The 19103-nt window shown below is 68.2% G+C and carries 21 protein-coding genes; 16 read left to right on the top strand and 5 right to left on the bottom strand.

The annotated features are described in order from the left end of the window. Position 1 precedes the first annotated feature (1 nt). From ACW174_RS17435 to ACW174_RS17410, 6 genes are all read left to right on the top strand, one after another. Positions 2-1003: an inorganic phosphate transporter gene (locus ACW174_RS17435; protein WP_492015622.1), complete on the top strand. Its 1002-nt coding sequence runs from the start codon at positions 2-4 to the stop codon at positions 1001-1003. Next, on the top strand, positions 1003-1437 hold the full coding sequence (locus ACW174_RS17430; protein ID WP_492015621.1) for an NUDIX hydrolase: 435 nt from the start codon (positions 1003-1005) through the stop codon (positions 1435-1437). The genes ACW174_RS17435 and ACW174_RS17430 overlap by 1 nt, the downstream gene beginning before the upstream one ends. A 60-nt stretch (positions 1438-1497) precedes the next feature. Beyond that, positions 1498-2103 carry a DUF2059 domain-containing protein gene (locus tag ACW174_RS17425; RefSeq protein ID WP_492015620.1) on the top strand — a complete coding sequence of 202 codons (606 nt, stop codon included), beginning with the start codon at positions 1498-1500 and terminating at the stop codon, positions 2101-2103. Positions 2104-2256: 153 nt separating this feature from the next. Next, a complete protein-coding gene (locus tag ACW174_RS17420) occupies positions 2257-4059 on the top strand; it encodes a M3 family oligoendopeptidase (RefSeq protein WP_492015619.1) in 1803 nt (600 codons plus the stop codon). A gap of 37 nt (positions 4060-4096) precedes the next feature. After that, positions 4097-5434, top strand: coding sequence for a serine hydrolase domain-containing protein (locus tag ACW174_RS17415; RefSeq protein ID WP_492015618.1), 1338 nt, complete (start codon positions 4097-4099; stop codon positions 5432-5434). 86 nt (positions 5435-5520) lie between these two features. Then, positions 5521-5760 (top strand): aa3-type cytochrome c oxidase subunit IV, encoded by a 240-nt coding sequence (locus ACW174_RS17410; protein ID WP_492015617.1) that lies wholly within the window; start codon positions 5521-5523, stop codon positions 5758-5760. 314 nt (positions 5761-6074) lie between these two features. Here the strand turns inward: ACW174_RS17410 and mdoH are convergent, their stop codons facing one another. After that, positions 6075-7979, bottom strand: coding sequence for a glucans biosynthesis glucosyltransferase MdoH (gene mdoH / locus ACW174_RS17405; RefSeq protein WP_492015616.1), 1905 nt, complete (start codon positions 7977-7979; stop codon positions 6075-6077). Positions 7980-8155: 176 nt separating this feature from the next. Next, on the bottom strand, positions 8156-9928 hold the full coding sequence (locus ACW174_RS17400; RefSeq protein WP_492015615.1) for an acyltransferase family protein: 1773 nt from the start codon (positions 9926-9928) through the stop codon (positions 8156-8158). Positions 9929-10037: 109 nt separating this feature from the next. On the opposite strand from ACW174_RS17400, the gene ACW174_RS17395 reads away from it, so the two are divergent. From ACW174_RS17395 to ACW174_RS17370, 6 genes are read left to right on the top strand one after another with little or no spacing between them, the layout of a single operon-like run. Continuing rightward, complete coding sequence (locus ACW174_RS17395; protein ID WP_492015614.1) at positions 10038-11171, top strand: Re/Si-specific NAD(P)(+) transhydrogenase subunit alpha; 1134 nt, start codon at positions 10038-10040, stop codon at positions 11169-11171. Next, positions 11168-11380 (top strand): hypothetical protein, encoded by a 213-nt coding sequence (locus ACW174_RS17390; protein ID WP_492015613.1) that lies wholly within the window; start codon positions 11168-11170, stop codon positions 11378-11380. Before ACW174_RS17395 ends, ACW174_RS17390 begins: the two co-directional genes overlap by 4 nt. A 4-nt stretch (positions 11381-11384) precedes the next feature. After that, a complete protein-coding gene (locus ACW174_RS17385; protein WP_492015612.1) occupies positions 11385-11717 on the top strand; it encodes an NAD(P) transhydrogenase subunit alpha part 2 in 333 nt (110 codons plus the stop codon). After that, positions 11714-12004 carry a hypothetical protein gene (locus ACW174_RS17380; RefSeq protein ID WP_492015611.1) on the top strand — a complete coding sequence of 97 codons (291 nt, stop codon included), beginning with the start codon at positions 11714-11716 and terminating at the stop codon, positions 12002-12004. Before ACW174_RS17385 ends, ACW174_RS17380 begins: the two co-directional genes overlap by 4 nt. Further along, positions 12001-12402, top strand: a complete 402-nt coding sequence (locus ACW174_RS17375; protein ID WP_492015610.1) for a hypothetical protein — start codon at positions 12001-12003, stop codon at positions 12400-12402. Before ACW174_RS17380 ends, ACW174_RS17375 begins: the two co-directional genes overlap by 4 nt. Then, complete coding sequence (locus ACW174_RS17370; RefSeq protein WP_492015609.1) at positions 12399-13817, top strand: NAD(P)(+) transhydrogenase (Re/Si-specific) subunit beta; 1419 nt, start codon at positions 12399-12401, stop codon at positions 13815-13817. Before ACW174_RS17375 ends, ACW174_RS17370 begins: the two co-directional genes overlap by 4 nt. Before the next feature lie 310 nt (positions 13818-14127). On the opposite strand, the gene ACW174_RS17365 is transcribed toward ACW174_RS17370, so the two are convergent. Both ACW174_RS17365 and ACW174_RS17360 read right to left on the bottom strand, forming a co-directional pair. Further along, a complete protein-coding gene (locus tag ACW174_RS17365; RefSeq protein WP_492015608.1) occupies positions 14128-14409 on the bottom strand; it encodes a DUF2442 domain-containing protein in 282 nt (93 codons plus the stop codon). Further along, positions 14399-14674: a DUF4160 domain-containing protein gene (locus ACW174_RS17360; RefSeq protein ID WP_492015607.1), complete on the bottom strand. Its 276-nt coding sequence runs from the start codon at positions 14672-14674 to the stop codon at positions 14399-14401. Before ACW174_RS17360 ends, ACW174_RS17365 begins: the two co-directional genes overlap by 11 nt. A 36-nt stretch (positions 14675-14710) precedes the next feature. On the opposite strand from ACW174_RS17360, the gene ACW174_RS17355 reads away from it, so the two are divergent. Together ACW174_RS17355 and ACW174_RS17350 are read left to right on the top strand one after the other, a co-directional pair. Continuing rightward, positions 14711-15130 carry a DUF1801 domain-containing protein gene (locus tag ACW174_RS17355; RefSeq protein ID WP_492015606.1) on the top strand — a complete coding sequence of 140 codons (420 nt, stop codon included), beginning with the start codon at positions 14711-14713 and terminating at the stop codon, positions 15128-15130. A gap of 43 nt (positions 15131-15173) precedes the next feature. Next, a complete protein-coding gene (locus ACW174_RS17350) occupies positions 15174-16283 on the top strand; it encodes an acyltransferase family protein (RefSeq protein ID WP_492015605.1) in 1110 nt (369 codons plus the stop codon). 2 nt (positions 16284-16285) lie between these two features. On the opposite strand, the gene ACW174_RS17345 is transcribed toward ACW174_RS17350, so the two are convergent. Then, positions 16286-16507, bottom strand: coding sequence for a hypothetical protein (locus ACW174_RS17345; protein ID WP_492015604.1), 222 nt, complete (start codon positions 16505-16507; stop codon positions 16286-16288). 89 nt (positions 16508-16596) lie between these two features. Here ACW174_RS17345 and ACW174_RS17340 point away from each other — a divergent pair, with 89 nt between their 5' ends. Next, positions 16597-17586 (top strand): helix-turn-helix transcriptional regulator, encoded by a 990-nt coding sequence (locus ACW174_RS17340; RefSeq protein ID WP_492015603.1) that lies wholly within the window; start codon positions 16597-16599, stop codon positions 17584-17586. A 65-nt stretch (positions 17587-17651) separates the two neighbouring features. Further along, positions 17652-19067, top strand: coding sequence for a M1 family aminopeptidase (locus ACW174_RS17335; protein ID WP_492015602.1), 1416 nt, complete (start codon positions 17652-17654; stop codon positions 19065-19067). Positions 19068-19103: the final 36 nt, after the last annotated feature.

The raw sequence follows: 19103 nt of genomic DNA, 5'->3' as shown, positions 1-19103 counted from the left end.
GATGGACCACGCTCTGCTGATCCTGATCTTTCTGATCGCCGTCGCCCTGCTGTTCGACTTCCTGAACGGCCTGCACGACGCCGCCAACTCGATCGCCACCATCGTGGCGACGCGGGTGCTGCCGCCGGTCTATGCCGTGGGCTGGGCGGCCTTCTTCAACTTCATCGCCTTCCTGTTCTTCGGCCTGCACGTGGCCAATACGATCGGGAAGGGCATCATCGATCCGACGGTGATCTCGGATCAGGTGATCTTCGGCGCCCTGATGGGGGCGATCAGCTGGAATGTCATCACCTGGCTGGCCGGCATCCCGTCGTCGAGTTCGCACGCCCTGGTCGGCGGCTTACTGGGCGCGGGCGTGGCCAAGGCGGGGACCGGGGCCATCGTCATCTCGGGCGTGACCAAGACGGTCGCGGCCATCTTCCTGTCGCCCGCGGTCGGCTTCGCGCTGGCGCTGCTGCTGGTGTTCATCGTGTCCTGGCTGTTCGTGAAAGCCAATCCGTCCTTCGCCGACAAGGTGTTCCGCAAGCTGCAGTTCGTCTCGGCCTCGGCCTATTCGCTGGGGCATGGCGGCAATGACGCGCAGAAGACCATGGGGATCATCGCCGTGCTGTTGCTGTCACGGGCGCCGGCAGGGTCCGAGTTTCATGTGCCGTTCTGGGTGGTGCTGAGCTGTCAGGGCGCGATCGCGCTGGGCACCCTGTTCGGCGGTTGGCGCATTGTGCACACCATGGGATCGCGCATCACCCGACTGAGCCCGCAGCAGGGCTTCTGCGCCGAGACGGGCGGGGCGATCACCCTGTTCCTGGCCACCGGTCTGGGCATTCCGGTTTCGACCACCCACACCATCACCGGCGCCATTATCGGCGTGGGGGCGGCGCGGCGGGCCAGCGCGGTGCGCTGGGGCGTGGCGCGCAGCATCGTCACCGCCTGGTTCATCACCATGCCGGCGGCGGCGGCCATCGGCGCGGCCTTCTTTTGGGTCGGCGGGTTCTTCCTGACCTGATGGCCAGTGATGTGATCCGCACCGAACGGGCCGAGCGGCGTCAGGTCGCGGCCCTGCCATGGCGGCGGGGCGAGGACGGGCTGGAAATCCTGCTGGTCACCTCGCGCGAGACGCGCCGCTGGGTCACGCCCAAGGGGGGGCGCATGCCCGGCAAGACCGACCCCGAAGCCGCCGCCATCGAGGCCATGGAGGAGGCGGGGGTCGAGGGCTTCATCGGCGACGAGCCGCTGGGCACCTTCCGCTATCTGAAGGTGCTGAAGCGCCGGGCGCCGCGCTGGTGCGTGGTCGCGGTCTATCCGCTGGAGGTCTCGGCCATGCATCCGGTCTGGAAGGAGCAGGGCCAGAGGGATCGGGTCTGGATGTCGGCCGAACAGGCGGCGGCCTGCGTTACCGAAGCTGATCTCGCGGAGATTATTCGCGCCTTCTCAGGCTGATCCGGGGTTGTGCCCGTCCGGCCTGTTTGGGCAAGATGGGCGCGAACGGGGGACACCATCATGCGTCTTATCACCGCCTGCGCCGCTGCCGCGCTGGCCGCATCCACGCTGATCGCGACACCCGCGACTGCCCAGGAGGGGGAGCGCCTCATCCAGGTCCGGCCCGCGCCGTCCGCCGCTGCGCCGTCGCCGCGTCAACTGGAGCTGAGCCGCCGCTATCTCGACCTGATGTTCACCGACCAGTTCGAGAGCGTCATCCAGCAGATGCTCGGGGAGCAGATGGCCTCGGACCAGGCCATGCAGAATGTGCCGGATGCGGACCGCCAGTTCGCCGTTGATCTGACGGCCGAGCTTGTGACCGACATGGTCCCGATGATGATCTCCGAAATGGTCCCGGTCTATGCGGCCCAGTTCACCGAGGAGGAACTGCAGGCGCTGGTGGACTTCTTTGGCTCGCCTATGGGCCAGACGATCGCGCGGAAGAACGTCGAGGTGATGCCGGAGGCGAACCGGGCCGTGATGGCCGTGGTGCCGCAAATGCTGGAGAAGATGGCCGCCCGGATGTGCCAGCACTACGGCTGCACCCCTGCGGAACTGCAGGAGCTGCGTCGCGGCATGCGCGAGGGCCTGACCGACAGCGCTGACCCGCCGCGCCGCAGCAAGTAACCGCCGCGGCCAGACACGGCGCGCGTCGGCCATGACGCCGGTCCGCGGGGATGGATGCGGACGGTCGCGCGCGTCTCATTTCGACGGCGCGGGCGAATGTCCGGCGGCTTCCCGCGGTTGCGCCGGGGCCTCGCCGTCCCCACAACGGAGGGCATGAACGCGCCCTTCAAAACCCCCGCCGATCCGCTGGACGCCCCGCTGTGGGACCTGTCCGACCTGTACGCCTCACGTGAGGACGCCCGCATCGAGGCCGATCTGGAGCGCACCCGCGCCCTCGTCGCTGAGCTGAACACCCTTCAGGGGCAACTGCTGGCGGCGCAGGCGGAGCCGGCCGTGCTGGGCCAGCGGCTGGACCGGGCCATCACCCTGTACGAACAGGCGTCGGACGGTCTGGGGGCCTTGGGCGCCTACGCCTTCCTGGCGGCCTCGACCAACCGCAACGATGCGGGCGCGCAGGGCTTCGAGGCCACGGTGCGCGAGAAGCTGACGGCCATCGCCACCCCGACCATCTGGGTCACCCTGGAGATCAACCAACTGGACGACGCCGCCGTCGAGGCGGCGCTGAAGGCCTATCCGGCCGCCGCGCGCTGGACGCCCTGGCTGCGCCGGACGCGGGCGATGAAGCCGCACGAGCTCAGCGAGGAGCTGGAAACCTTCCTGGCCGAGCGCGGGCCGATCAGCGCCCAGTGGCCGCGCCTGTTCGACGAGACGCTGGCGGCGATGAAGGTCAGGGCCGGCAAGGACGAGCTGACGCTGGCGGAGGCGCTGAACAGGCTGTCCGATACGAAGAGCGCCAACCGCAAGGCCGCGGCCGAGGGCTTGAACGCGGCGCTGGGCGCCCGGGCCTCGACCATGGCGCTGGTGCTGAACACCGTCGCCGCCGACAAGGCGCTGGAAGACAAATGGCGCGGTTTCAAACGGCCCGCCGACGGCCGCCATCTGTCGAACGAGGTGCATGGCGAGTCGGTGGATGCGATGGCCGAGGCCGTGGCCGCCGCCTATCCCCGGCTGTCGCACCGCTACTATGCGCTGAAGGCCCGTGTGCTGGGCAAGGACAGGCTGGACCAGTGGGACCGCAACGCGCCGCTGCAGACCACGGCGCCGCGGGGCTACGACTGGGCGGCGGGCAAGGCGCTGGTGCTGGACAGCTTCGGCGATCTGGGCGGTGAGTTCGCCGAGCGGGCGCGGGACTTCTTCGACAAGCCGTGGATCGACGGCAGGGCGCGGCCGGGCAAGCAGTCCGGCGCCTACGCCCACCCGGTGACCTCGGACAAACATCCCTATGTCTTCCTGAACTGGATGGGCGAGCGGCGCGATGTGCTGACTTTGGCGCATGAACTGGGCCACGGCGTGCACCAGACCCTGGCGGCGGGGCAGGGGTCCTTGCTGGCCGATACGCCCCTGACCCTGGCCGAGACGGCGTCGATCTTCGCCGAGGGTCTGACCTTCGACCGGCTGCTGAAGACCGCGCCGAAGGAAGAGAAGCGCGGCCTGCTGGCCGGGCGGATCGAGGACGGGCTGAACACGGTCGTCCGCCAGATCGCCTTCCACCGCTTCGAGACGCGGTTCCACGATGAGCGCGCGCAGGGCGAGGTCCCGGTCGAGCGGATCGGCGAGATCTGGCTGGAGGAGATGGGGGCGTCTCTGGGCCCGGCGGTGACTCTGAACCCCGGCTACGAGCACTGGTGGAGCTACGTCAGCCACTTCGTCCACTCGCCCTTCTACGTCTACGCCTACGCCTTCGGCGACCTGCTGGTGGCGGCGCTGATGGAGACGCGGGCGAAGGACCCGGAGGGCTTTACGCCCCTGTACCGCGAGCTTCTCGCGGGCGGCGGGTCGAAGGGCTATGTCGAGGCGCTGGCGCCGTTCGGGCTGAACCCGCGCGATCCAGCCTTCTGGACCATCGGCACGAAGCGGCTGGAACGGTTGATCGACCAGTTCGAGGCCCTGGTCTGAGTTGACGGTCGGGCAGGGGCGGGCGACCGTCCCGGCCATGCGCCTCCTGATCCTCGCGGCCGCCGCCGCCTTCGCCCTGCCCGCGGTCGCCCAAACGCCCGCTCCGGCCCCCTCAGCGGCCACCCGCGCCATGGCGGCGGGGTACAAGGCGCTGACGGTGTGCAGCGCTGTGCTGAACGCGAGAGCCGCCGGCGCCGAACGTACGGTGGAGAGCGTCGAGGCGAACGAACTCGTCGGCATCTATCCGGAACTGGATGCGCTGGTGCGCGAGATGCCGGTGGAGGTGTGGAACGGTGCCGCCTCCGTTCGCTGGGACGAGGCCATGCCGCCCCGGATCGCCGTCTATGGCGACAACGGCTGCTCGATCATGCCGGTGGGCTGGCGGGGCGACGCCGCCGAGTCTGGACACCTCGCCCCGGGAGCTCTGCGCGAAGAGGTCGTGGAGGCCTCGTCCCGGGAAGGGCGAGACGCCCTGGATGCGGTGATCCGGCGGGGGGCGGCAGAGGGCTACGGGGAGGGGACCAGAACGACCGCGGTCGTGGTCCTGAACAACGGCCTCCAGGTCGCGGAATGGTATGCGCCGGGCTTTGGCCCCTACACGCCGCAGCGGACCTGGTCGGTGGGCAAGTCGATCGCGGGGACCCTGATCGGCGCGGCTGTACAAAGGGGCGAGGCGGATGTGAACGCGCCGGCCGCCATCGCCGACTGGAGCCGCGACGGCGATCCCCGCGCGACGATCAAGCTGGACCAGTTGATGCGGATGGCGTCAGGCCTGACCAGCGACACGGCGGGCAATCGCACGGACGCGCTCTATTTCGGCGGAGTCGGGATCGATGAGCAGGCGACCACCTGGCCGCTCATCGCGCCGCCGGGAACACGGTTCAGGTATGCGAACAACGACACCCTGTTGGCGGCGCTCGCCATCGCGCCGACGTTCGCGCGTCATCCCCCTGCTGATCTGTTCCGGCGACTGGGCATGAACGACACGCGCGCCGAAACCGACTGGCGCGGCAACTATATGCTGTCCAGCCAGGTGTGGACGACCGCTCGCGATCTGGCGCGGTTCGGTCAACTGTATGCAGACAACGGCGTCGCGGGCGGCGCGCGCATCCTGCCGGAGACCTGGCTGGAGTATGTCTCCACCCCATCAGGACCCCAGCCGGACGGTCCGCAAGGCTATGGCGCGACCTTCTGGCTGATGAACCGGTCCGAAGGCGTCCCGTCCGACACCATTTCGGCCAACGGCAACCGGGGCCAGTACGTCATCATCGTGCCCAGCCGGAACATCGTCATCGTGCGGCGCGGCGAGGATCCGGCCGGCAAACGCTTCGACCCGATCGCCTTCACCCGCGACGTTCTGGCGGCGCTGGACTGAGCCGAAATCGCCGCGCCCGCTTGAGCCTGAGCGCCGCGCCGCTATAAGGGCGGTGAACGTTCTTTTCCCGAATCCGGACCCGACCCATGGCCGACCAAAACGATCACGATGACTATGTCCGCGGCACGATGGAAATCGGCGAGCAGTCGTCGACCTACCTGCTGTTCCTCGACATGGCCAAGTACGGTTCGCTGTCCATCGCGGCCCTGCTGGCCTTCCTGACGCTCTGGTTCATGCCGGCGGGCAGCTTCATTCTCGGCGCCATCGTCGCCGTGGTCATGATGGCGGCGGGCATCTACTTCCTGCGGTCGCCGAAAAAGCACTGACACGACAAAGCCCGCGCGGTGGCGCGGGCGGTTGTGTCTATCGAGATTTGAGGAGCCGGGCTGTTCAGGCAGTCCGGCTTTTTCGCGTCTGCGAAGTCTGCCGGGCCGGGAGCCGGGTCCACGGCCCAACCCTGAACCACCATCCGGAGATGGAGATCGAGGCTGTTGGGCCGTTTCCCGCCTTCTGAAAGCGGGATCAGCCTATCAGCGGGACGCCGTTCGGCCAGAGCCGAGGCGCGAAAATATGCTGCGCCGCAGCATAATCGGGGCGGATGTTGCGCGGATGCACCATGACGGCGCGCCCGCCGGAACGATCACGCCCCGGCGACGGCCCGCAGCACCGACGACTGGGTCGAGCTGGGAATGGTGCTGACGCTGACGCCCGCTTCGTCCGGCACGGCGAGGAAGCCGGCCTTGGCGGCGGCGTCGCCGAGGCCGCGGCGCGACGTGAAGACCACCAGCGGGACGGAGAACAGCAGGGGCAGGACCACCGGAGCGAACCAGGTGACCAGGTCGGGGCGGAAGCCCAGCCCGACGCAGAACAGCAGGCCCGTCGCCATCTGCCAGCGCATCGCCCGGAAGGCGTCACGCCAGCTGACGCCGTCGGCGTTGCGGTCTTGGGCTTTCCAGCCCGCGTCATGGCCCGAGGCGATCTGGATGATGGCCTTGGTGCTGGCGACCATCATGATCGGCGCGATCAGGGCCGACAGGAGAATCTCCATGGCCATGCCCTTGGCGATGCGGCGACCGCCGCCGAAGGCGCGCCGCTCCCGCGGACGGCTGAGAACCAGCAGGCCGCCCATGACCTTGGGTCCGATCAGCAGCACGCCCGACAGCAGGGTGGCCAGCATAAAGGGCGAGAACTCGGGGTGCAGCAGATAGGCGAACGACGACCAGTCGGTCGGGTATTGCAGCTGGATGACCATGCCGGCCACCAGCGACGCCAGCCACAGGGGGGAAGAGAAATAGGCCATGAAGCCCATGGCCATCTGGATACGGTTCATGACGGTCATGCTGCGGGTCTTCAGCAGACCCAGGTGCTGCATATTGCCCTGGCACCAGCGGTGATCGCGCTGGATGAAGTCCAGCATGGTGGCCGGGGTTTCCTCGCAGCTGCCGTCGAGGGCGGCCGTGACGTGCACGGCCCAGCCCGCGCGGCGCAGCAGGGCGGCCTCGACCGTGTCGTGGCTCAGGATCGCGCCGCCGAACGGCTCGCGCCCCTCAAGGATGGGCAGGTGGGCGCTGGAGGCGAAGGCTTCCGTGCGCAGGATGGCGTTGTGACCCCAGTAGCTGGCTTCCGAACCGGCCCACCAGGCCAGGCCCGCGGCGGCCACGCGGCCGTACAGGCGCACGCTGAACTGCGAGACGCGGGCGAACAGGGTCTGGCCCTTGATGATGGTCGGCGTGGTCTGCAGCAGGCCGATGCCCGGATTGCGTTCCATGGCGTCAACCATGCGCAGGATGGTTTCACCGGCCATCGTCGAGTCGGCGTCCAGCACCAGCATGAATGGATAGGCGCCGCCGAAGCGGTGGGTCCATTCGGCCAGGTTGCCGCATTTGCGCTCGATGTTCTTCTCGCGACGGCGATAGAAGACGCGGCTGTGGGCGTGGGCGCGGAAGCCCAGATAGGCCTGATGCTCCTGATCGGCGGCCTCGGCCTTGGTCGAGTCGCTGAGCACGAAGATGTCGAAGGCGTCCGAGACGCCGAGGCGGGCCAGCGAGGCGTCGATCAGCGCCAGACGGGCGAAGGCGGCGCGGGCGTCCTCATTGTACAGCGGCATCAGCAGGGCGGTGCGCTGGGTCGGCTCGGCCGGATGCGGCGCGAAGGCGAGGTCGTCCTGTTCACGACCGGTCAGCAGAACCCAGAAACCGATGGCGGCGCTGGAGAACCAGCAGCCGATGGCCGTGATCAGCACGCCGAAGATGGTCAGGGACGCCAGTTCCAGCGCGTCGAACCCGTGACGGGCGAACAGCGCCACCGGCGCGATCAGGGCCAGGGTTGTAACAAGGGCGGTCAGGACGGCGAGCAGCAGGCGGCGGCCGCCGACGTTGGCGGGAGAGGTGGCGGGCGTGGGGACGTCAGGCGTGGCGTCCCAGCCGTTCAGCGACTGGCGCGGCATGGCCATCGGGGATTCGTCGGGCAGCCAGGTCCAGGCGGGGCGCGCGTTGAGGCCCTGCTCGGTGTTGGCGGCGTCGATCCGGATCGCTTGATTGTTCATTCGTCGGCCCAGCGTCTGTTCCCGAGCAGCCGAAGCGCCGACGGGAAATGTTGCATTGCAACAGTTCCGCAATGTCGATCACTTCCGCGCGATTTTCAATCACGCAATGGTGAAGACGCGAAGATTCTTTGGATCAGGTCGGGTTTGTGGCGACGGCGTGGCGGGAAGCCGACGATTCAGGCGTCGTCCTGCTCCGCGTGGGCCTTCAGGCGGCGGTCAAGCACCCAGGCGGCGACGCCGACCCAGCCCACGAGGATAACCGCATAGCCGCGCTCCCACCAGCCGACATTGGCGTCCGTGACGGTGCCCGGAAAGACGAGATGCTTGGTCAGGACGGTCAGCACGGCCATGACAACGAAGACCACGGCCAGGAAGAGTTTCAGCCGCTTCAGGTTCATATGTTTCCATAGCCCCCAGAGCAGCAGCAGGGGCGCCAGCTGGATGCCGAGGCCCAGGTTGATGGCCATGTGGCGCGGGTCGGGCCAGGGGAAGAGGCTGGACGCCGACAGGCCGATCCCGGCGAGGGTGAAGACCACCGCTGTCAGGGCCGCCACGACGCGCCCGCCGGTGAGGGTGTGGATGGCCAGCCCGAAACCCACCCCGGCGGCGATGCACATGGCCCCGGCGAGGAAGACGCCGCCGTTGAAGATCAGGGGCATGGGGGCCGAGGCGCCGCCCAGCTCGCTCAGATACTGGCGGGCGTGGTCGAAGCCGGGCCAGGTCGCCACGCCGATCAGCACCGCCGCCAGCGCCAGCACCGGCGCGCCCATGGCGATATGCAGCAGGCGACGGCGGCGGTGATAGCGCGGAGTCCCCGGCCGGACCGGGAAGGGCTTCAGGCCCCAGATCGGTCGGATCACGGGAATGCGGCGCATGATCTCGTAGATCAGCAGGCTGACCCCGAAGGTTATGCCGACCAGACAGGCGGCTTCCAGCGGCGCGGGCAGGTTGGCCGGACGGAGGAACCAGACCCCCACGACCAGCACGGTCTGATGGGCGAGGTAGAGGGGGAAGGTGGCGTCGACCAGATAGGGCAGGGCCGGGCCCGTGGTGTTGCGCAGATGGCGGCTGGCGTAGCCGAGGATGGCGGCGATCATCGCCCACTGGTCGATGGCGAAGACGACGGCGCGCGGGATGCCGAACCAGGCGCCGCCACCCGGGTGCGCCGCCTGCAGCATCATGATCGGCAGGGCGATCAGGGCGATGACCAGCGCCAGGTGGCGCCGCCGCTCCAGCTCGGCCCATAGCGCCGCGTGCCGCACCATCAGGAAGCCGAAGAGGAAGGCGCCCAGCGACAGGAAGTGGTTGTAGAAGTCCCAGGTCAGCTTGTTGGTGATGCCGAAGATCGGGAACAGCACGATCCGGATCACGATCAGCCAGGCCAGCGGTACGACCAGCAGGCGCCAGCCCGCCGTGTTGCGCACCAGCCAGGCCTCGGCCCTGGCCATCAGGGCGGGACGGGTCATAAGGCCGATGGTGATCAGGCTGTAGACCGCGATGTAGACGATGAACCACAGGTGGTTGACCGGCACCCCGTTCGACAGGCCCGCGGGGCTGAACTCGTGCCACAGCCAATCGGCGAAGTTCCCGGTGAAGCCGCCCTTGTCGATCGCCTCGACGAACGACTGGATCGGCACCAGCAGCAGGGCCCCGAACAGCAGGGGGGGGATCAGCCGCTCGGCCCGGGCGCGAAGGGTCTGGGCCGGGGATCGTCGGGCGGTCATGAAGCGCAGGGCCGCGCCCGAGACCAGGAACAGCAGCGTCAGTCGCCAGGGGTTGGTCAGCAGCAGGGCTTCGTGCAGCCACGGGAAGGTGTGGGTGCTATGGATGTGCCAGTCGTACGGGGCGTAGACCAGGGCCACATGATACAGGATCAGCAGTCCGAACGCGGCCACCCGGATCCAGTCCAGGTCATTGCGGCGCAGGGTCGGGGCGGGGCTGTCTGACACGCGGCGTCTATGGTCGAGGGCGGGGCCCGTGTCCATCAGGGTGCGTCTTTGACGCGCCGCGCCGGAACGGCCTAACGTCGCTCAACAAAAGAACGAGGGAGGGATTCGCTTGGCCGTCGCCATCGCCGTGACCCGCGAACGCCGTGAAGGCGAGACGCGCTGCGCCGTCACTCCCGAAACCGTCAAAAAGCTGATTGCGCTGGGCGCGACCGTGACGGTCGAGGCCGGGACCGGCGCCGGGTCCTCCATTCCCGACGCGGACTATGAAGCCGCCGGCGCCACCGTGGCCGCCGACACCCGCGCCGTCCTGTCGGGCGCCGATCTGGTGTTGAAGGTCCGGGGCCCGACGGCGCAGGAGACCAGCGCGCTGAAGTCCGGCGCGATTGTCGTCGCCATGCTCGACGCCTGGCGCGAGAAGGACACGGTCGAGGCCCTGGCCCGGGCCGGAGTCACCGCCTTCGCGATGGAGTTCGTGCCGCGCATCACCCGGGCCCAGGTGATGGACGTGCTGTCGTCCCAGGCCAACCTGGCCGGCTACCGCGCCGTGATCGAGGCCGCCTATGCCTATGGCAAGGGCTTCCCGATGATGATGACGGCGGCGGGCACGGTGGCCGCGGCCAAGGTCTTCGTCATGGGGGCCGGGGTCGCGGGTCTGCAGGCCATCGCCACGGCCCGGCGTCTGGGCGCGGTGGTCACCGCCACCGATGTGCGTCCCGCGTCCAAGGAACAGGTTGAGTCGCTGGGCGCCAAGTTCGTCGCTGTCGAGGACGAGGAGTTCAAGGCCGCCGAGACCGCCGCCGGCTACGCCAAGCCGATGTCGCCCGAGTATCAGGCCAAACAGGCCGAGCTGACGGCCACACATATCGTCAAGCAGGACATCGTCATCACGACGGCCCTGGTCCCCGGCCGTCCGGCGCCGCGGCTGGTCACGGCGGCGCACGTCGCCTCGATGAAGCCTGGCTCGGTGCTGGTCGATCTGGCCATCGACAACGGCGGCAACGTCGAGGGCGCGAAGGCGGGCGAGATCGTCACCACGGCCAACGGTGTCCAGATCGTCGGCTGGTCCAACCTTCCGGGCCGCATCGCGGCGGACGCCTCGGCCCTCTACGCCCGCAACCTCGTCGCCTTCGTGGGGCTGCTGGTGAAGGACGGAGTGCTGGCGGTGGATCTGGACGACGAGATCCTCAAGGCGTCGGTGGTCACCAGCGGCGGGGCCGTGGTGCATGAAGGAGTGAAGGGATGACGGCGATCCGGAAGTATCCATGGCATCTCGTCGCGATTGCCGCCGGAATGGCTGCGGTTGTCGTTGTTCTCTGGAAAATCGATCCCTCGGGTCAGCATTTCGCCGCGTATGTCGGCCTGTTGATCGCGATGTTGGCATCTGTTGATTTGGCTCGTCGTCTTGGACTGGAGCCAAGTGATGATCCGGCCAGACCGAAGAATAGGACGTAGCGCCGTGGAACACGTCGATCCCACCATCTTCCGGCTGGCCATTTTCGTGCTGGCGATCTTCGTCGGCTACTATGTGGTCTGGAGCGTCACGCCGGCCCTGCATACGCCGCTGATGGCCGTGACCAACGCCATTTCGAGCGTCATCATCGTGGGCGGCCTGATCGCGGCGGCCGCGACCGCCTCGGGCGGTGACGGCTGGATCGCCAAGGGGGCGGGCGTGGCGGCCGTCACCCTGGCCAGCGTCAACATCTTCGGCGGCTTCATGGTCACGCGGCGCATGCTGGCCATGTACCGCAAGAAGGAGAAGCCCAGGGCCGTGGAGACCGGCGCCTCGTGACCTTCGACGCCCATCAGTTCGCCCTCATCGTCTCGCTGGCCGGACTGGTCGTCGGCGTGGGCCTGTGGCTGCGGTCCTTCTTCGAGAAATTGCCCCTGCGTCGCCTGCGTCAGGTGGACTGCGGCACGGTGCTGGTCTTTTCGTCCATCCTGCTGCGGTTCGTCGGCCAGACGCGGCCGCTGGGCGTGGTCGAATGGGCGCTGGCGCTGATCTCGCCGCTGTTCGTGGCCGGGGCGCTGTGGCGGCTGTCGCGCACGGCCTGTCCGCCGCCGGGAGCCGGACGATGAGAGCGCTTCCGGCCGGGCTGGCCGCCCTGATGCTGGCCGCGCCGGCGGCCGCCCAGACCCATGTCGGGCGCAGTCTGGAGACCGGGCTGCACTGGGCGGTGTCGGCGCCGCGGGGCGCGTCATGGCGGCTGGTCTGCCGGTTTCCGCCGGTGACCTATGAGCGCAACTCCTATGACCGGAACGCCTGGATCAACCAGCTGGACGATGAGGGCTCCGGGCCGTCGCGCGGGCGGCTGCCGCTAGACACCGGCTCGTGTGAAGTGACCAAGACCGGCGGGCCGGGCCCCGTCGGCATCGCGGTCGGCCGGACCGGTGAGGTCCAGACCGGCGTGGCGAGAGAGACCGGACAGACGGCGGCCGCCGGACTGTTCGCCAGAACGAACGGGGCAAGGGAATGAACGCATCCATCGCGGCGCTGGCCTATCTGGTCGCGGGCGTCCTCTTCATCCTGTCGCTGCGTGGGCTGTCCAGCCCGGAGACCAGCCGGCAGGGCAACACCTTCGGCATGATCGGCATGGCGCTGGCGGTCGGGGTGACGGTGCTGACGCTGTGGAGTTCGGACGTGCTGGACCTGCTGACGGCGGGACTGATCGTCGGCGGCGTGGTGGTCGGCGGCGGCGCGGGCGCGCTGATCGCGGGCCGGGTGCAAATGACCCAGATGCCGCAACTGGTCGCCGCCTTCCACAGTCTGGTCGGCATGGCCGCCTGTCTGGTGGCGATCGGCGCGGTCTACGCCCCCGACAGCTTCGGCATCGCCACCGCAGCTGGCGGCATCAAGACCCTGTCGATCATCGAACTGAGCCTCGGGGTGGCCATCGGCGCCATCACCTTCACCGGCTCGGTGATCGCCTTCGCCAAGCTGAACGGGAACATGAGCGGCGCGCCGATCATCCTGCCCGCGCGGCATCTGATCAACGTCGCCCTGGCGCTGGGGCTGGTCCTGCTGATCGGTGTGATGATCGGGTCGGGCGGTACGGCGACCTGGGCCTTCTGGGGCGTGTTCGCCATCGCCCTGATCCTGGGCGCGACCCTGATCATCCCCATTGGCGGCGCGGACATGCCGGTGGTGGTGTCGATGCTCAACTCCTACTCCGGCTGGGCCGCGGCGGCGCTGGGCTTCACCCTGGAGAACATCGCCCTGATCATCACCGGGGCCTTGGTCGGCAGCTCGGGCGCGATCCTGAGCTACATCATGTGCAAGGGCATGAACCGCAGCTTCATCTCTGTAATTCTTGGTGGTTTCGGCGGTGGAGATGCGGCTGCCGGGCCCGGCGGCGTGGTCGAGACGCGGCCGGTCAAGCAGGGCTCGGCCGAGGACGCGGCCTTCATCCTCAAGAACGCGTCCAAGGTCATCATCGTCCCCGGTTACGGCATGGCCGTGGCCCAGGCCCAGCACGCCCTGCGCGAGATGGCCGACAAGCTCAAGGAGGAGGGCGTCGATGTGAAATACGCCATCCACCCCGTCGCGGGCCGGATGCCGGGCCACATGAACGTCCTGCTGGCCGAGGCCAACGTCCCCTATGACGAGGTGTTCGAGCTGGAGGACATCAACAGCGAGTTCGGCAGTTGCGACGTGGCCTTCGTCATCGGCGCCAATGACGTGACCAACCCGGCGGCCAAGACCGACCCGACCAGCGCCATCTACGGCATGCCGATCCTGGACGTGGAGAAGGCCGGCACCGTGCTGTTCATCAAGCGCGGCATGGCGGCGGGCTATGCGGGCGTCGAGAACGAGCTCTTCTTCCGCGACAACACGATGATGCTGTTCGCCGACGCCAAGAAGATGGTCGAGGGGATCGTGAAGGCGCTTTAGTCGTCTGCGTCGAAGGTCTCTGCGCAGATGGATATCGTCTGTCCTTGCTGCACGCGGCAACGCCGGCCGCATTCGAACGTCGGCGTTCCGCTATCGCCCAGGTCAATCAGGGTGCGAGGTCCGGGCGCTTGGAGGTACGACTGGACAGCCTCTCTGCCAGCGAACCTGCACATATCATGGCTGAATCCTGGGGTGATGATCGCATAGCCGCTGCTACCCGCCGGGTAGACGAACAACGTCCAGTCATTGGGTCTGCCGCACGAACCGACCAGTGCAATTGAGGACAACGCTATCGCAGCGAGTATGCACTTCACGCCGCCGCGTTCTCGACTTTCAGGACACCCGCCGCCGCCATGTCCGAGTGCAGGGCGTCGGGGGCCCAGTCGTAGCCGCTGGGCCAGGTCAGGGCGCCGAACTCCAGGAAGACGCGGTCGAAATAGGCCGGATCGCGGAAGGGCAGTGTGACGGGCGTGTCGCGGCGCGCCAGTTCGGAAAAATCCCATTCACCCGCCCGGCCGTCGGAGAACCAGAGCTTCAGGCGATAGTCGCCCAGCCGCTGAAGCTTCCGAATGCGGATTACGTCAGTTGTCATTGTCGGCGTCCGGTCCGGGAATCCGTTCTGGCGAAAGGTCGTGCCGCACGGCGCGCCACGCCTCGCGTAACTCCGACTTATACAGCGTGATCCACTTCTGGACGAGCTTGCGCTGGGCGGAGGGCAGTCGCCCGCCGATCACCTCGCCGGTTTCGATATCGAACTTCGCCTCGTGGTCACCATGGTAGGCGTGGAAATGCGCCGGCGCATGATCGTTGAAGAACATGCGGATGGCGATGCCATGGAAGAAGGCTATGGTCGGCATAATGGTTACGGATAACACGTAAAGATTGTATTCGCCATGCCCGCTGAACCCAAGACCAAACCCACCGACGTGCCCGTCGCCGACTTCATCGCGACCGTCGAGAACCCGCGCCGGCGAGCCGACGCCGAGGCCGCCCGGGCGATACTGACCGAGGTCACGGGCGAGGAGCCGGTGATGTGGGGGCCGTCGATCGTCGGCTACGGCAGCTATCGCGGCCCGACCGGTGACTGGCCGATCATCGGCTTCTCACCGCGCAAGGCGCAGCTGGTTTTCTACATCATGCGGGGGTTCGCCGGGAGCGGCGACCTGCTGGCGCGGCTGGGCAAGCATAAGACGGGCGGCGCCTGCCTTTACGTGAACACGCTGGATGACGTCGACCTGTCCGTCCTGCGGGAAATCGCGGCGCAGTCCGTGGCGTGGGTGCGAGCGACGCACCCGCCCACAGGTTCGCCGTAACAAGGCTCTATCGCCGGTCATCGGGCGGCGCTATCACGCGGCTGTGAACCCGACAGCCGCCCCCGCGAACCCCGCCCATCGCCGTTTCGAGGCGCTGGATTCCCTGCGCGGGGTCTGCGCCATTCTGGTGGTGCTGTTCCACATGCCGGTGGCGGCCCACTGGCGCGACTGGGGTCTGATCCAGCACAGCTATCTGTTCGTCGACTACTTCTTCGTCCTGTCCGGTTTCGTGATCGCCCACGCCTACAGCCAGCGGCTGAAGACGCCGACGGACGCGGGCCGGTTCATGGTGCGGCGCCTCGGCCGGGTCTGGCCCCTGCACGTCCTGATGCTGGCCGCCTTCATCGGGCTGGAGCTGGTGCGGTTGTGGACCCATTTCGACAGCGTCACGCCCTTCGCGCGCGACCGGTCGGTCGAGGCGATCTTCTCCAACCTGTTGCTGATCCAGGCCTTCAACATCCATCCGTCCCTGACCTGGAATGGTCCGGCCTGGACCTTGAGCGTCGAGGTCGGCTGCTACGTCGTCTTCGCCCTGCTGGTGCTGGCGACGCCGAAGGCCTGGCGCTGGATCGGCGCGGTCCTGGCGGTCATCGGGGCGGTGATCGTGCTGACCCAGGCCAGGCGGTACATGAACACCACCTATGACTTCGCCTTCCCGCGGGCGGTCTACGGATTCTTCCTCGGCGCCCTGTTGCAGGGGGGCTGGACCCGGATGCCGCGCCTGAAGGGGCACGCGGCGACGGTGCTGGAGATCGCGACGGTGGTCGGCGTCTGCGCCTTCATCGGCTATGCGACCGGGCCGGTGACGGTGCTGGTGACGCTGCTGTTCGTCTTCTCGGTCTGGGTGTTCGCGGGCGAGGAGGGGGCTCTGTCCCGCCTGCTGGACACCCGCCCGCTGGTCACGCTCGGCCGGTGGTCGTTCGCCATCTACATGGTGCACATGTTCGTGCTGGTCGTGACCCTGATCATCGGCCGCAAGCTGGACTGGCTGCCGGGCGGACGGCGCATCGACTTCGGCTCGGTCTGGCTGAACGATCTGTTCGGCATCGCCCTGTTCGGCCTGATCGTCGTCCTGGCCGTAGTGGCGCACCGGTTCGTCGAACAGCCGGCCCAGCGCATGATCGACCGCTGGACCAAACCCAAGACCGCCTGAACTCAGGCCGCCAGGCGGAAGTCGCCGGCCGGGTCGAACAGCGGGCGGGCCTCGTCCCACAGGGCGTCCTCTTCGGCGTAGCGGGCCGACTGGCGGGCGTCGATGACGTCGATCACCTGTTCCTCCAGACGATCCCAGATGACGGCCAGGCCGGCTTCGGCCTCGCACGGAACGATCAGGTAGCGGCTGGCGGCGATCTGGGCGGCGGGATTGAAGCGGGCCATGGGTGAACTCCGTGAAGCGATGTCGCTGTCGATGGAGAGAGTTCTAAAACAGCGTTGCGTCATTTTTGGTCGTATGCTCTGGTCCGGCCATGAGATTTGACAAGGCGGCCCTGGTTCTGGATCTGGCGCGGCGCATGGCGGCCAGCGCCGAAGGCGTGACCATGGAAGAGATCATGCGCGAAACCGGCACGGCCCGGCGCACCGCCGAGCGCCTGCGTGACGCGGTCGTGGCCATGTATCCGCAGGCGGAGGAGGTCTCGGACCCGCCGTTCAAACGCTGGCGCATCCGGGGCGGCCTGTCGGCGTTTGAACAGGCCCCCACGGCCGAGGAGTTGATCGAGCTGACCCGGGCGGCGCAGGGCTTGCGGGCGACCGGCGAACCGGCGCGGGCCGAGGCGCTGGAGGCGCTGGAACGCAAGCTGAAGTCCGCTGTCCGCTCCACCACCCTGAACCGGCTGGCGCCGGATCTGGAGGCGCTGGTCCGCGCCGAGACGCTGGCCGTGCAGGCGGGACCGCGCGCCTCCGCCGACGAGGTGGTTCTGGCCGAGGTGCGGCAGGCGGTGCTGGCGGGGCAGCCGCTGGGCTTCATCTACAGCCGCCCGGGCGCGGAGGCGCGGCGGCGGGTCATGATTCCGTGCGGGCTGATGTTCGGTCGCGCCAACTATCTGGTCGCCGCTGAACGCGAGGGCGGAGCCATCAAGACCTTCCGTCTGGACCGGATGAGCGCCGTCAAGGCCGAGCCCGGCGTGGCCGTCCCGCCCGCCGACTTCGACCTGCAGGTCTTCGCGGGCCAGTCCTTCGGCATCTATCAGGACGCCATCGAGGACGTGGTGCTGAAGATCACGGCGGAGGGGGCGGATGAGGCGCGCGGCTGGCGCTGGCACCCGACCCAGTCGTTCGAGGAACAGCCCGACGGCGGCGTCATCGTCCGCTTCCGGGCGTCCGGCATGCGGGAACTGGCCTGGCATCTGTTCAGCTGGGGCGAGCAGGTGGAGATCGTAGCGCCGCCACGTTTGAAGAGCGTCATGGCCGGCGAACTGGCGGCGGCGACGCGCGCCCTTGACCGGTCGCAAGCGTGACCAAAGCTTAAGCTGACGGCCGCCCGCCCGCATGGCTAAGCTCCGGGTGCAGAGGGGAGCCTTCGATGCGTTCAGCCTTCATCGCCGCCAGCGCGGCCGCCGTCCTGCTGACCGGGTGCGCCACGACGTTGACGCCTGAGGCGGCCCGATCCGTTCCGCGGGTGGCCGTCAGCCGTGACGGCGAGCGCTGGACGGCGGACTTCGCCCTGCCGTCGGACTCCCCGACCTGGGTGTTTGCGCGATCGGCATTGGCGCGCGAGAGCGGCCAGCCCTGGCGGCCGGGGCAGTGGACGGTCGAGACGCCGGGCGTGGTGCTGGAGCGCCGCGGATATTTCGACATCCTCCGCGCCGTGAACGGTGGGCCGGTCCCGCGCGAGATCCGCATTCGCATGACGCCCAGGGCCGAGGACCTGCAGGCCGACTATGACCCGGCCCTGATGTTCACCGATGGATCCGCCGCCCTGTTCTCGGGCCAGTTTGATGTGTTTCCGGTGGCGTCGCCGGGCGAGGTCGAGGCGCTGCCGATGGATCTCAACGAGGTCGAGATCGCCTCCGAAGCCTCGCGCATCACCTGGCGGGACCGCGCCGGCCCCGTGCTGTTGCAGGGGGAGCGACAGGCCAATCCGACGTCGGAGCAGAGCGATATCTATGTGCTGTTCGGCCGGGCCGATCTGGTCGACAGCCCCGGCCTGGCGACGGTGATCGATCCCGGGCTGCCGGCCTGGATGGGCGATGAGATCAAGAGCTTCGCGCCGCGTGTCGCAGCCTATTATGCGCGGCGTCTGGGGCCGGGCGAGACCGACAAGCCGACCGTCATGGTCAGCTGGAACGGCCCGACGCCCCGGTTGCGCAGCATGGGCGGCAGCGTCCTGCCGGGCCTGATCACCATGGCCTTCGAAGGCGACAGCGTGGTCAGCGAATCTGCAGAGATGCGCGACCACGCCCGCTGGTTCATCGCCCATGAGAGCGCGCATTTCTGGCTGGGGCAGACGGTCGGTTACGCCGTGGCCCGCGACGCCTGGATCACCGAGGGCGGCGCCGATCTGATGGCCGTTCGGGCCCTGTCGCACATCAATCCGGCCTATGACGCCCGTTCCGAACTCCAGACCGAAATCGACGACTGCACCGCCTTGGCCGTCAAGCCCGTGGCCTCGGCCAATGAGCGGGGCGAGCATCGCGCCTACTACGCCTGCGGCGCGGTCTTCGCCCTGGCGGCGGAAGCGGCGCAGAAGCGGGCGACCGGGGGGGACTGGTTCGATTTCCTCAAGCCCCTGATTGACGACAATCGCGCGGAAGGACACCTGACACGCGACGAATGGCTTGAGGCCCTGTTGCAGGTGACGGGCGACCCTGATGTGCGTCGTGAGATCGAGACCCTGCTGGACGCGGGCGCCGCCGATCCGGCGTCCCTGATCGCCCGATTGTTCGACCGGACGGGCGTCGAATACCGGATGGAGGGCGGAAAAGTCAGGCTGATCTGACGGCTACGCTCGACAACGGCGCGGGGCGCGGGCGAT

This window comes from Brevundimonas sp. AVps31 (assembly GCF_058681355.1).
Note: the sequence above shows the minus strand (reverse complement) of the source record. Positions and strands in the feature narration are given on the sequence as shown.

Bases quoted from the DNA above. Each gene is read 5' to 3' on its own strand.
- mdoH (WP_492015616.1), bottom strand. From the start codon at position 7,979: ATGAACAATCAAGCGATCCGGATCGACGCCGCCAACACCGAGCAGGGC.
- ACW174_RS17410 (WP_492015617.1), top strand. From the start codon at position 5,521: ATGGCCGACCAAAACGATCACGATGACTATGTCCGCGGCACGATGGAA.
- ACW174_RS17335 (WP_492015602.1), top strand. From the start codon at position 17,652: ATGCGTTCAGCCTTCATCGCCGCCAGCGCGGCCGCCGTCCTGCTGACC.
- ACW174_RS17435 (WP_492015622.1), top strand. From the start codon at position 2: ATGGACCACGCTCTGCTGATCCTGATCTTTCTGATCGCCGTCGCCCTG.
- ACW174_RS17340 (WP_492015603.1), top strand. From the start codon at position 16,597: ATGAGATTTGACAAGGCGGCCCTGGTTCTGGATCTGGCGCGGCGCATG.
- ACW174_RS17430 (WP_492015621.1), top strand. From the start codon at position 1,003: ATGGCCAGTGATGTGATCCGCACCGAACGGGCCGAGCGGCGTCAGGTC.
- ACW174_RS17425 (WP_492015620.1), top strand. From the start codon at position 1,498: ATGCGTCTTATCACCGCCTGCGCCGCTGCCGCGCTGGCCGCATCCACG.
- ACW174_RS17355 (WP_492015606.1), top strand. From the start codon at position 14,711: ATGCCCGCTGAACCCAAGACCAAACCCACCGACGTGCCCGTCGCCGAC.
- ACW174_RS17375 (WP_492015610.1), top strand. From the start codon at position 12,001: ATGAGAGCGCTTCCGGCCGGGCTGGCCGCCCTGATGCTGGCCGCGCCG.
- ACW174_RS17390 (WP_492015613.1), top strand. From the start codon at position 11,168: ATGACGGCGATCCGGAAGTATCCATGGCATCTCGTCGCGATTGCCGCC.
- ACW174_RS17345 (WP_492015604.1), bottom strand. From the start codon at position 16,507: ATGGCCCGCTTCAATCCCGCCGCCCAGATCGCCGCCAGCCGCTACCTG.
- ACW174_RS17415 (WP_492015618.1), top strand. From the start codon at position 4,097: ATGCGCCTCCTGATCCTCGCGGCCGCCGCCGCCTTCGCCCTGCCCGCG.
- ACW174_RS17420 (WP_492015619.1), top strand. From the start codon at position 2,257: ATGAACGCGCCCTTCAAAACCCCCGCCGATCCGCTGGACGCCCCGCTG.
- ACW174_RS17370 (WP_492015609.1), top strand. From the start codon at position 12,399: ATGAACGCATCCATCGCGGCGCTGGCCTATCTGGTCGCGGGCGTCCTC.
- ACW174_RS17365 (WP_492015608.1), bottom strand. From the start codon at position 14,409: ATGACAACTGACGTAATCCGCATTCGGAAGCTTCAGCGGCTGGGCGAC.
- ACW174_RS17360 (WP_492015607.1), bottom strand. From the start codon at position 14,674: ATGCCGACCATAGCCTTCTTCCATGGCATCGCCATCCGCATGTTCTTC.